The organism is Flavobacterium limnophilum, assembly GCF_027111315.2.
GTDB lineage: Bacteria > Bacteroidota > Bacteroidia > Flavobacteriales > Flavobacteriaceae > Flavobacterium > Flavobacterium limnophilum.
Genome location: NZ_CP114289.2, coordinates 491,939 through 504,359 on the forward strand (window position 1 = coordinate 491,939; position 12,421 = coordinate 504,359).

Annotated in this window: 9 protein-coding genes; 4 read left to right on the plus strand and 5 right to left on the minus strand. The window is 37.0% G+C overall.

Annotation, left to right across the window (positions count from 1 at the left end; translation table 11 throughout):
• Positions 1 to 185 precede the first annotated feature (185 nt).
• Positions 186 to 2,348: a T9SS type B sorting domain-containing protein gene (locus OZP13_RS02110; RefSeq protein ID WP_281298476.1), complete on the plus strand. Its 2,163-nt coding sequence runs from the start codon at positions 186 to 188 to the stop codon at positions 2,346 to 2,348.
• Between the two features lie 47 nt (positions 2,349 to 2,395).
• Here the strand turns inward: OZP13_RS02110 and lgt are convergent, their stop codons facing one another.
• From lgt to OZP13_RS02135, 5 genes are all read right to left on the minus strand, one after another.
• Positions 2,396 to 3,322 (minus strand): prolipoprotein diacylglyceryl transferase, encoded by a 927-nt coding sequence (lgt, locus tag OZP13_RS02115; protein WP_281298477.1) that lies wholly within the window; start codon positions 3,320 to 3,322, stop codon positions 2,396 to 2,398.
• Positions 3,323 to 3,386: 64 nt separating this feature from the next.
• Positions 3,387 to 3,635, minus strand: a complete 249-nt coding sequence (yidD, locus tag OZP13_RS02120) for a membrane protein insertion efficiency factor YidD (protein ID WP_281298478.1) — start codon at positions 3,633 to 3,635, stop codon at positions 3,387 to 3,389.
• Between the two features lie 48 nt (positions 3,636 to 3,683).
• On the minus strand, positions 3,684 to 5,165 hold the full coding sequence (gene cysS, locus OZP13_RS02125) for a cysteine--tRNA ligase (RefSeq protein ID WP_281298479.1): 1,482 nt from the start codon (positions 5,163 to 5,165) through the stop codon (positions 3,684 to 3,686).
• A gap of 147 nt (positions 5,166 to 5,312) precedes the next feature.
• A complete protein-coding gene (gene folE, locus OZP13_RS02130; RefSeq protein ID WP_281298480.1) occupies positions 5,313 to 5,984 on the minus strand; it encodes a GTP cyclohydrolase I FolE in 672 nt (223 codons plus the stop codon).
• Between the two features lie 94 nt (positions 5,985 to 6,078).
• Entirely contained in the window at positions 6,079 to 7,308 is a 1,230-nt protein-coding gene (locus OZP13_RS02135) for a pyridoxal phosphate-dependent aminotransferase (RefSeq protein WP_281298481.1), read from the minus strand.
• Positions 7,309 to 7,431: 123 nt separating this feature from the next.
• On the opposite strand from OZP13_RS02135, the gene OZP13_RS02140 reads away from it, so the two are divergent.
• From OZP13_RS02140 to OZP13_RS02150, 3 genes are all read left to right on the plus strand, one after another.
• Complete coding sequence (locus OZP13_RS02140; protein WP_281298482.1) at positions 7,432 to 8,742, plus strand: retropepsin-like aspartic protease; 1,311 nt, start codon at positions 7,432 to 7,434, stop codon at positions 8,740 to 8,742.
• 77 nt (positions 8,743 to 8,819) lie between these two features.
• On the plus strand, positions 8,820 to 11,450 hold the full coding sequence (locus tag OZP13_RS02145) for a T9SS type B sorting domain-containing protein (protein ID WP_281298483.1): 2,631 nt from the start codon (positions 8,820 to 8,822) through the stop codon (positions 11,448 to 11,450).
• A gap of 26 nt (positions 11,451 to 11,476) precedes the next feature.
• Positions 11,477 to 12,412 (plus strand): PorP/SprF family type IX secretion system membrane protein, encoded by a 936-nt coding sequence (locus OZP13_RS02150; protein ID WP_269242074.1) that lies wholly within the window; start codon positions 11,477 to 11,479, stop codon positions 12,410 to 12,412.
• Positions 12,413 to 12,421: the final 9 nt, after the last annotated feature.

The following is a 12,421-nucleotide window of genomic DNA, read 5'->3' on the forward strand; positions in this document are numbered from 1 at the left end:
TAAATATTTTTAAAAGACCCGAAATTTCGGGTCTTTTTTTTGGAATTGTTTTACTGGAATATGAGTTGTTCTATTGTTAGTTGGACAAAATTTATAGAATTAGTTTTATTGAAGAGTCAAATTTTATATATTTACTAAATATTGCTATAATTCCACCAAATTTTTGCAACCTAAAATAACCAAAAATGATGAAAAAACTAATCAAGTTGTTCGTTTTTCTGTTTTTGATTACTATTTTATCGAGTTCAAGTACATTCGCTAAAAGCGGTATTAGTGGTTTTGCAAATATGGGGCTTGCTCCAGTACCACCAATAGTCACGACTCCTGTTTATCTATGCCAAAATAGTGTTGCAGTACCATTAACGGCGACACCTTCTGGAGGAGGAACTTTGACTTGGTATGCTGGATTATCAGGAGGGATTGCATTGCCGGGTGCGCCTACACCAAGCACAACCACAGTGGGATCAACGACTTATTATGTCACCGAAACTGTTGCTGGTGTAGAGAGTACACCTCGTACCCCAATTGTGGTTAATGTGGTTGCAGATTCAGGTGGTGTACTGACATTGTTTTGTGATGCGGCTAACACAACACCTACATCCGTAGCTTTTGATTGGAATAATGTAATTGGATATTTAGGGTATAATTATTCGTATTCAGTAGCAGGAGAACCATTAGTAACGGGGTTTCAAGTTGCTCCATCACATTTTGATGTTCCAGTTCCTGGACCGGGTACAACTGTAAAATTTACTATTTTATCGGTATTGGGACTTCCTTGTGTAAAATCAATTTCGGTTACCTGTAATTCTACTTGTACTATCGCCCAAAGCATAGCGCCAAAATTCACTCCAATCCCTTCTTTTTGTTCAGGGACTCCTGCTCCATCCTTGCCTGCAACATCATTGGAAGGCATATCGGGAACTTGGTCACCTGCAACAATTAGCAACACCGCCAGTGGAAATTATGTATTTACACCGGATCCAATATTGTTTCCTTGCGCTTTAATTCCAGCTCCATTAGCCGTTACTGTTACATCAATGGTAAGTCCAACATTTTCGGGCATTCCAGCCGTTGTTTGTCAAGGAGCTCCAGCACCGGTTTTGCCTTTGATTTCTTCTAATGCTACTCCGATAACTGGAACTTGGAGCCCTTTTCCTGTTGATACATCGACACTGGGAACTACTGATTATACTTTTATACCAACACCGGGTCAGTCCTGTGTTTCGGCTACCCCGACCACTGCATCGATAAGAATTGATCCAGTTCTAACGCCCACTTTTACGCAAATAGGGGCAATATGTTCAGGCGGTACTTTGTTGGCTTTACCAACTACTTCCAATAACGGAATTACGGGTTCTTGGTCACCAGCCTTGAATAACACGGCAACGACTTTATACACTTTTACCCCAACTGCTGGACAATGTGCCACTACGACTACTATGTCTATAACCGTGAATACTAATGTTACACCAACATTTAATGGAGTGGGGCCAATTTGTTCTGGTGATATTTTAGCGCCTTTGCCAACCCTTTCCAACAATGGAATCAACGGAACTTGGTCTCCTTCCTTGAATAATACGACTACAACTACCTATATTTTTGCACCATCTTCAGGGCAATGTGCTACCACTACGCCGCTAACAATCGTTGTAAACCCACTTGTTGAACCTAGTTTTGTGGATTTGTCAATCTGTTCCGGAAGTACACCTCCTAATTTGGATACTATGTCGCCAAATGGAATTACGGGAAATTGGATGCCATCAAGCATTGACAACACAACCAATGGTGCTTATGTTTTTACTCCAGATGCGCCGCAATGCGCTACGGTAAAAACCATTAATGTTACCGTAAATCCATCCAATACTTTAGTGGCTATGGATTGGACAGTTACCGATGCATTCACAAAAAATCAAATAGTTACCATTGTGGCAACAGGTTCTGGGAATTATTTATATCAAATGGATTCTGGCCCATTCCAGACTAGTCCTGTTTTTGAGAACGTGGCTTATGGAATGCATTCCATTACGGTGAAAGATGTGAATAGTTGCAGTACTCAAATAACGGAAACCAATGTCTTGGTAATTGGTTATCCTAAATATTTTACGCCAAACGGCGACACTTATAATGATACTTGGAATATTTTTGATTTGAAAGATCAAGTGGCTTCGAGAATTTATATTTTTGACCGATACGGTAAACTCTTGAAAGATATAAGTCCAAAAGGTTCTGGCTGGGATGGTACTTATATTGGGCAACCAATGCCTGCTGCGGATTATTGGTTTACGGTTGAATATTCTGAACAAGGAATCACCAAAAAATTCAATTCCCATTTTTCTTTAAAACGATAAAACAAAAAAAGCTTCCAAATCAGGAAACTTTTTTATCAATTATGGTTTTATATTTTAACTGGTTTTTCGGACGTAAAAACAAAATATAGCCCAACGAGGATAAATGGAATACTCAACCATTGTCCTGTCGAGAATAATCCCAATGCGCTTTCAAAACCACCCTGGCTTTCTTTCACATATTCTACAATAAAACGGATAGACCACAAAAGCACTAGAAATAGACCAAATAAATAACCGCTTTTTTCTCTTGCATTTGTTTTCCAATACAAGAAAAACAATAAGGCAAAAACAAAGATGTAGCAAACTGCTTCGTACAATTGTGCCGGATGTTTTACGGGAACTTGCTGTAATAATTCTGAAAATTTTGGATCTGTGGCTATGGCGTGATAAGCCTCTTTTGGGTTTGCAATTTTGGTTGCATTTACGGCATCATTTGGAGTGAAATAGTCCCTAACGAATTTTATTCCAAAGTCAGAATCAGTTTCTTTGCCAACAATTTCCGAATTGAAAAAATTCCCCAATCTTACAAAAATAGCGCCGCTTGATACAGGAATTACTATTCTGTCCAAAATCCACATTTGGGGTCTCTTTAATATTTTTTTGCTGTAATAATACATGGTTATTATGATGGATATTGCAGCTCCATGGCTTGCTAATCCTTGGAAACCGGTAAATTCAAAATTGGGACTGAATCTAAAAGGCAAAAATATTTCCAATAAATGATTGCGATAATATTCCCAATCATAGAACAAAACATGTCCTAGTCTGGCTCCTATCAATGTGGCCAAAACTGTCCAAATAAACAAGGTGTCCAATTTTTCTACAGATTCATTTTCACGTTCAAAAATGTTTTTCATGATGTACCAACCCAATCCAAAGGCGATTACAAACATTAGGCTGTAAAACCGAATTACAAAAAAACCTAAATCAATCCCTTCCGATGGATTCCAAACTATGTTTAAAGCGTGTGCCATATAGTAAATGTTTTATATTGTTGTAAAAATAAATATTTAAAGTAGAGTATGTCTTTATAAAAAGTTAATGTTTGTGCGAACATTCTTTTTCTGGAACGGGATCATAACCGCTTTTTCCCCAAGGATGACAACTCAAGATTCTTTTGATTCCTAAATAACCTCCATAAAATAAACCGTGTTTTTGCAAGGCTTCGATCATGTAGCTCGAGCATGTGGGCTCAAATCTGCAAGCTGCCGGCGTAAATGGAGATATGGCAGATTGGTAGAATCTGACGAGCAATACAAATGGATAAATGAGGATTTTTGACATCATCTTTTAGAAGTTACAATTTGAAATCCTTCGTGACCACAAAATAACAGATTACTGGACACTGAATGTCGTGCCTTCTTTACCGTCTTTCAATTGAATTCCCAAAGCAATCAATTGATCTCGAATTTGGTCTGACATGGCAAAGTCTTTGTTGGCTCTGGCTTCCATTCGCATATTGATTAACATATGAATAACTCCTTCTAGTTTGTCGTTGTTGTTTCCAATTGCTTTTTCATCTTTTAAACCCAAAACATCGAATACAAAAGCATTCATTGTTTTTGTGAAATTTTTCAAATCTTCAGCAGTAAGCATGGCAGAATTGTCTTTTAATAAATTGATAAAACGAACGCCTTCAAACAGTTGTGCAATCAAAATCGGACTGTTGAAATCGTCATTCATGGCGTCATAACAATTTTGTTTCCAGCTTGCAATATCTAGGGTAGAAGATGAGCTTGGCTTGATTGCTGCCAATCCATCCACGGCTTCCATTAATCTGTAAAATCCTTTTTCGGCAGCAAGAATAGCGTCATTGGTAAAATCGAGATTGCTTCTATAATGAGCCTGAAGCACAAAAAAGCGAGCCACACTTGGCGAAAATGCCTTGCTTAAATTTGGGTTTTCTCCAGTTAGAATCTCTCTTGGCAAGATGTTGTTTCCAGTTGACTTTGCCATTTTCTTGCCATTCAAAGTCAGCATATTGGCATGCATCCAGTAATTTACAGGCGTATGACCCGTGCAAGCTTGATTTTGTGCTATTTCGCATTCATGGTGCGGAAATTTTAAATCCATTCCACCGCCGTGAATGTCAAAATGATTGCCCAAATATTTGGTACTCATTGCAGTACATTCCAAATGCCAACCAGGAAAACCGTCGCTCCAAGGCGAAGGCCATCGCATAATATGTTGTGGTTCTGCTTTTTTCCAAAGGGCAAAATCCTGTGCATTTTTTTTGTCGCCTTGACCGTCCAAGTCTCTGGTGTTGGCCAACATATCTTCAATATTTCGACCGCTTAAAATACCGTAATTGTTGGTCTTGTTGTATTTTACAACGTCAAAGTACACGGAACCATTAACTTCATAAGCCAATCCATTGTCAATAATTTTTTTGACAATTTCAATTTGTTCTATAATATGACCCGTTGCAGTTGGTTCGATACTTGGCGGCAAAAAGTTGAATAAATTCAATATTTCGTGAAAATCAACGGTATATTGTTGCACAACTTCCATTGGTTCAAGTTGTTCCAATCGTGCTTTTTTGGCAATTTTGTCTTCGCCATCATCCACGTCATCCACTATATGCCCAACGTCGGTAATGTTTCTAACATAACGGGTTTTGTAACCCAAATGCAAAAAATACCTATAGATTACGTCAAAAGACATAAAAGTGCGCACATTTCCAAGATGCACATTGCTGTAAACCGTTGGTCCGCAAACATACATTCCTACATTTCCTTCGTGAATTGGCGTAAAAACTTCTTTTTCTCCTGAAAGAGAATTGTATATTTTTAAGGTTTGGGTTTTGTATAAAGGCATTGTTGTTTGTGGTTTTCCCCACCCCAGCCCTCCCTGAAGGGAAGGGAGTAGAGAGGTGAATGTGTTGTTGATAATAAATTTATTTTTTGCTGAATTTTTATTTTCCAGTCTTCACTCCCTCACCTTTGGAGAGGGTCGGGGAGAGGACTAAAATTTTGTTTCCAATTTAATGTAATCCAATAATTCTCTGCGAGTTTGTTCGTCTTTAAATTGTCCGCCAAATTCAGCTGTTACGGTGCTGCTTTCGATGTCTTTTATTCCTCTGGAATTCACGCAAAGGTGTTTGGCATCTATAATACAAGCAACGTCTTCGGTTCCAAGAGCGATTTGTAATTCTTGCACAATTTGCATTGTCAAACGCTCTTGAACTTGAGGTCTTTTGGCATAAAATTCAACGATTCTATTTATTTTGGATAATCCAATGACTCTTCCTTTCGAGATATAGGCCACATGGGCTCTTCCTATTATGGGAAGCAAATGGTGTTCGCAGGTAGAGTAGAGGGTGATGTTTTTTTCGACCAACATTTCGCCATATTTATAGCCATTTTCAAAAGTGGAAGCGCTTGGTTTTCTGGCAGGATTCAGTCCTCCAAAAATTTCTTTCACAAACATTTTGGCCACACGATTGGGAGTTCCTTTAAGGCTGTCATCAGTCAAATCCATCCCAAGTGTAAGCAGGATGTTTTCGACATCCTTTTTTATTCTTTCAATTTTTTGATCGTCAGTAATATTGAAAGCGTCTTCTCTGACTGGATTTTTTGCGTTTAAACTAATATGATTGTCTCCTATTTCGTCATGAAATTCTTCGTTGTTTATCATCAAAAGTTGCTATTATGGTGGTGTATAAATTTAAGGGGGTAAAGATAATTAATAAAAGCCAAAGAAATTCGATGGCTTTTATTATTAATTTATTTTAGCTGTTAGCGCTATTTAATACCAAATGCTTTTTTTCGGAATTGTAGATCGTGATGGCATCTTTAAGAATTTGTACGGCGCGAGTCAAGTCTTCTTTTTTCAAGACATAGGCAATACGAACTTGGTTTAAACCAACGTTTGGAGTCGAATAAAATCCTCCAGCTGGAGCTACCATCACGGTTTCTCCATTCGAATTGTAACTTTCGAGCAGCCATTGTGCAAAATCGTCGGTATTGTCCACAGGCAATTGGGCAATGCAATAAAAAGCGGCTTTTGGAGTCGTTACTACAACGCCTTCTATTTTATTTAATTCGGAAATCAAGGTGTCTCTTCGCTCCTTGTATTCCGAAATTACTTCGTCAAAATAGCTTTGAGGGGTGTCTATTGCCGCTTCACAAGCAATTTGTTCAATGGTTGGCGGGCATAAACGAGCTTGGGCAAATTTCATTGCGGCGGCTATAACTTCCTTGTTTTTAGTTACCATGCAGCCAATGCGAGCTCCACACATACTGTATCTTTTGGAAACCGAATCAATCATGATTACGTTTTGTTCGATTCCTTTTAGGTTCATCACGGAAAAGTGTTTGTCTCTCTCGTCATATATGAATTCGCGATATACTTCATCAGCAATCAAAAATAAATCGTGTTTTTGTACTAATTCACCCAATTGATTGATTTCTGATTCCGAATACAGATATCCAGTTGGATTATTAGGATTACAAATTAAAATTGCCTTGGTTTTTGGGGTGATCGCTTTTTCAAATTCTTCAATGGTTGGAAGGGTAAATCCACTTTCGATATTCGAAATCACGGGAATTACAGTCGCACTTGATTCTTCGGAAAAAGCATGGTAATTGGCATAAAAAGGTTCGGGAATAATGACTTCATCTCCTGGATCCATAATACTTCCAAGCGCAAACAATAATGCCTCAGAACCACCCGTGGTTATCATGATGTCTTCAAAAGCTACTTTTACATCTTGTTTGGTGTAAAATTTGGCCAGTTTTTTTCTATAACTTTCGTATCCAGCCGAAGGGCCATATTCTATAATGTCTAAATCAATATTTTTTATGGCTTCGATGGCAATTTCCGGGCTTTTTATATCGGGTTGACCTATGTTTAAATGATAAACTTTGTGGCCTTTCTTTTTAGCTATATCTGCGTAAGGAGCCAATTTTCGGATTGGCGATTCGGGCATTCTTCGACCTCTGATTGAAATTTCAGGCATGATTGTAAAATTTGCTGCAAATTTGCGATTTTTTTTTCAAATTTGGGAGAGTCAATCCTCTTAATTTGACGTTAAAAGAATGTTTTTTGTTAATTATTTGCTAACTTTATACAAACAATTCTGATGAAAAAAGCTGTCATTTTATGTTTCTTATTTCTTTTTGCCTTGCCTACTTTGGGTCAAGAAGGGTTTCTGTTTGAAAAAGATATGGATAAAGTGGTTATTCCTTTTAAATTGATCAATAATTTGATATTTATTCCCATAAAAGTCAATGGGATAGAACTGAATTTTTTGTTGGATTCCGGTGTTGAAGAGACTCTTTTGTTTAGCATGGACGACAAAAAAGAAGTTAGTTTCTTTAATGTTGAAAAAATAACTTTGAGGGGTTTGGGTAGTGAAACTTCTATCGAAGGATTGAAATCCAAGAATAATACCTTGGAAATTCCCGGACTCAAGTCTACAAATCATTTGTTGTATATCGTTTTAGATCAAAATTTTAACCTGTCATCTCATGTAGGAATTCCTGTGAACGGTATTATTGGATACAATTTTTTGAAAAACAATTTAATTGAAATCAATTACGAAAAAAAGAGAGTGACAGTCTATAAGGATATTGATAAAAACAGGAAAAAAATAGAAAAAAAATTTCAGATTGTATCCATTACTGTCGAAAGATTGAAACCTTATATTACGGGTAGTGTGGTGATGAATAGCAAGGAAATTCCCGTAAAGTTATTGGTTGATATTGGCAATAGTGACGCAATTTGGCTTTTCGAAAACAGTAAAAAATCGATAAATATTCCGGCAAAAAATTTCGAGGATTATCTGGGAAAAGGTTTTAGTGGAGATGTGGAAGGGAAAAGGGCCCAGATTAAAAAATTTACTTTTTCGAAATATGAATTTGATAATCCAATTGTTGCTTTTCCTGATTCGACTTCAATTAAAAATGTGAGAATGGTCGTGAATCGTACAGGTTCAATAGGTGCAGAAATTTTAAAAAGATTCAATATTGTTTTTGATTACCCTAATCAAAAGATGTTTTTGAAGAAAAACAGTCATTTTAATTCTCCTTTTAGCTACAACAAAAGTGGAATTGAACTGCAACATTATGGTTTGCAATGGGTTCAGGAAACGGTTCGCCTCGAAACTGTCCCATTATCCGAAGGGACCAATCTCATGAATAATTTTAAATATAAATTTGAGTTAAAGCCGGTTTACATAATTGCAAATGTTCGAAAAAATTCAACAGCGGCTCTCAGCGGGATACAAAAAGACGATGTTTTGGTTAACATAAATGGAGTTCCTGCCCACAAATATTCGTTGGAAAAAATCAATTCAATTTTAAAATCGGAAGAAGAAAGATGGATTACTTTAGAAGTCGAAAGAAATGGGCAACTTCTTAAAATCAAATTTCAATTATTGAACGTGTTGTAAAAAAATACAGAATAAAAATTTTTTTGGACAGTTGTTTGAATTAAAGTATTAATTTTAACAAAAAATTATATTAATTTATGGATAGAAAATACTACGTTTTAAATATATTTTTTCTTCTTTTATTTTTAATTCCAACTAAAAATTTGGGGCAATGTGCTGGCAATGATGCTGATTTTGAGGTGTGTAATATTCCCGATCCCGGCAGCCAATCAATAGCATTGTATCCTTTGTTGGGAGTTACTGCAACCCCTGGCGGTATTTGGACAGATGATTATTTGTCGGGAGGATTGAATGTCGCAACTGGGATTTTAAACGTCCAGAAAATACTTAGAAGTGGAGTTTATAAATATACTTATACGGTTTCAGGCGTTTCAGGTTGTGCCGACACTTCGTCAACGATAACAGTTATAGTAGGTGGATATTCGGGTGTTACCGGGCCGAATGCATCTGTGTGTAGCGATGACCGTGCTTTTAATCTCTTTCAAGTTTTTAATGGCAGTAATTTAAGTCCACAATCCAATGGCAGTTGGTATAATGATACGCTGGGTATTCCTGTCTCCAGCGTGATTGATGCTGCAACCTTAGAATTGGGAAAAACATATCAATTTACTTATTCTATTCCAGCAATTGGATCTTGTCCAGCGGTTTCCTCAACAGCATTTGTTTCCGTTTTTAGAGCTGCACAACCTGGTATTCCTTCCAGATTGTTGTTATGCGACAGTGATGATTTGTCGGTATATTCCAATCTTGATTTGAATAGCCAACTTGGGGGCGAAGATGCAGGGGGAACTTGGACTGATAATAATGGGACTGGACAAATTACTTTTTTAGATGATCATTTTATTGATGTTAAAAAAATCAATGATACTTATGGTGCCGGATTATATACTTTTACCTATACCGTTTTGCCAAATAACCCTATTTGTGATAAAAAATCGGCTACCGTAAGAATTAAAATCGAGAAGAGACTTGATTTTACCGGTGCTACTTTGGTAGTGAATTCAGATATATGCGAGTCCGAAATTCCAACGGCAACTTATTCGGCTGTACTCAAAAAAGGACCGGCGGTTATTCCGAATGGGCTGTATTATGTGACTTATAATGTATCAGGATCAGCAGGAGAAACAAAAACGGAATTGTTGACTTTTAATAATGGCGTTTTAAATTTTTCGGTGGCTTCGAAATATTTTAAACAAGTTGGAGATTTTACCGTTGAGATTTTAGATATTACGGCTTTTGAAAGTGAAGGTGCTTGTCATAATATTATAAACAATTTGTATGATGTTTTGCACGTATATCCAATCCCTGTTTTAGATGGAGCAAAATTAACAATCAATCCAGTATGTCAAAACAATAGTGCTTTAGTCCAAATTTCAGATGCTGCTCTTTTAGCAGACGGTACTTATGACATCGTTTATAATTTGACAGTTTCTAACATTGCAACTGCCCAAACAGTCCGGATAACAGTGGTTGGAGGCGTTTCCAGTTTTACCATTTCGTCAAATTTTATTGTAAATGACGGAAATACGGTGGTTACCATTTCAAAAATAACGAATGCAATTACCAAATGTACCAATACGGCAAATAGTAGCGGAACAATGCTGGTAAATCCTTTGCCTGATGCCACAAATTTAAAAATTGTGGTAGACGATAATTGTTTGAATAAGCCGTTTTCGGTTGCGCTTTCAGGTTTGGGAACTTTGACAAATAGTACTATTGGCTACACTTTGTCGGGGGCTAATGTGGCAACGCAAACAGTCTCGTTAGTTGTTAGTGGCGGAAATGCAAACTTTATTATTCCTTCCAATTTACTGACGCAAACTGGTTCCACAAACATTGCCATAACAAATTTGTTAAACGATGACACGACTTGTGGTATCATAATTAGTAATTTGTCGGATGTTTTTTTAATAAATCCCATTCCAAATGCACCAATAGCAACAAGTATTCAAAAGTTTTGTGAAACTGATGCAGCCACAATTGCTAATTTAACTCCAATTGGCCCACAATATCAATGGTTTGATTCGGCAACAGCCACAACGCCTCTTGCCACTTCCGCCGTATTGGTTTCGGGAAATTATTATGTTCGGGAAAAACCGCTAACCAACTCGTGTCTTTCGGCATCGACAATGGTTGCCGTTACAATAAATGTTCTGCCAGAACCTACATTAAATCAAGATGGGCAAATTTTTTGTGGAATCAACCAGCCAAAGATTTCAGATTTATCAGCGAACACCAATGTTCCCGCTTCGATAGTTTGGTATGATGCAGCAACCAACGGAAACGTTTTGATCGGCACAACGTTGTTGAAGGATAAAATAACATATTATGGATTTGATTTCTCAACCGTCACTGGTTGTTTTTCGAAAAATCATCTTGCCGTAACCGTTTCGCTCACTGATTGTACGACTTCGCAATATGATTTCTTTATCCCTGACGGATTTTCTCCCAATGGAGATGGCGTGAATGACTATTTCACAATTCCACAAATTGAGTTTTTATACCCAGATTACACGCTTGAAATTTATAATAGATACGGAAACATAATGTTTAAAGGCAACAAAAGCAAACCCAATTGGGACGGAAAAAATGCTGAATCAGCTGGTTTTGGTGATGCAATGGCGCCAAACGGAGTCTATTTTTATATTGTCAATTTCAATAAAGACAATAAGTCGCCTCAACAAGGTCGTCTTTATTTGAATCGATAATTTCTTCACTTTTAATATAATTTTAAATGAAAAAAATAATATTTCTCCTAAGTTTTTTCTGTTGTTTCATTGACGTATCTGCGCAGCAAGATCCTGAATACACGCATTATATGTATAATATGAGCGTGGTAAATCCAGCTTATGCCTTAGGAACAGCAGCTATGTTGAACACGGGAGCTTTGTATAGAACACAATGGGTTGGAGCGGTTGGTTCTCCTAAGACCTTTACTTTTTTCGGACATACTGCCCTGAGTAATAAAATTGAGGTTGGTTTGTCATTAATTTCAGATGATATTGGTGATGGTGCCAAAAAGGAAAATAATTTCTATGCTGATTTTGCTTATATTCTTGAACTGGGCGGCAAAAATAAATTGTCATTTGGGATGAAAGCAGGATTTACTTCATTGCAGGCTAATTTTAACGGATTCCGTTTTGAAAGTGGTGACGTGACAACCGATTTGGCATTTTCTGAAAATATCAATACCACCAAACCTAATATTGGTGTGGGAGCTTACTATTTTGCCGATAAATATTATGTGGGTTTGTCGGTGCCGAACTTGATTAATTCCAAACATATCGAAGAAAAAGCAGGAATTAGCACTTACGGTTCCGAAGAAATTCACGCTTTTTTGACTGCCGGTTATGTTTTTCAAATCAATGATTCATTCAAGTTGAAACCTGCTTTTATGTCAAAATTTGTAAAAGGATCGCCCGTTTCGTTTGATGTTTCGGCTAATGTTTTGTACAACAACAAGTTCGAATTGGGAATTGCTTATCGATTGGATGATGCTTTTAGTGCTTTGATGAATGTAAATGTCACACCAAATTTGCGAGTGGGTTATGCATACGATTACACGACTTCCAATCTCGGCCAGTTCAATTCCGGAACGCACGAAATACTATTGCTTTTTGATTTGGATTTATTAGGAAAAGGATATGATAAATCACCAAGATTCTTCTAAAATGAAAAA

Coding starts and splice junctions, on each gene's coding strand:
- OZP13_RS02110 (WP_281298476.1), top strand. CDS start 186: ATGATGAAAAAACTAATCAAGTTGTTCGTTTTTCTGTTTTTGATTACT.
- lgt (WP_281298477.1), bottom strand. CDS start 3,322: ATGGCACACGCTTTAAACATAGTTTGGAATCCATCGGAAGGGATTGAT.
- yidD (WP_281298478.1), bottom strand. CDS start 3,635: ATGATGTCAAAAATCCTCATTTATCCATTTGTATTGCTCGTCAGATTC.
- cysS (WP_281298479.1), bottom strand. CDS start 5,165: ATGCCTTTATACAAAACCCAAACCTTAAAAATATACAATTCTCTTTCA.
- folE (WP_281298480.1), bottom strand. CDS start 5,984: ATGATAAACAACGAAGAATTTCATGACGAAATAGGAGACAATCATATT.
- OZP13_RS02135 (WP_281298481.1), bottom strand. CDS start 7,308: ATGCCTGAAATTTCAATCAGAGGTCGAAGAATGCCCGAATCGCCAATC.
- OZP13_RS02140 (WP_281298482.1), top strand. CDS start 7,432: ATGAAAAAAGCTGTCATTTTATGTTTCTTATTTCTTTTTGCCTTGCCT.
- OZP13_RS02145 (WP_281298483.1), top strand. CDS start 8,820: ATGGATAGAAAATACTACGTTTTAAATATATTTTTTCTTCTTTTATTT.
- OZP13_RS02150 (WP_269242074.1), top strand. CDS start 11,477: ATGAAAAAAATAATATTTCTCCTAAGTTTTTTCTGTTGTTTCATTGAC.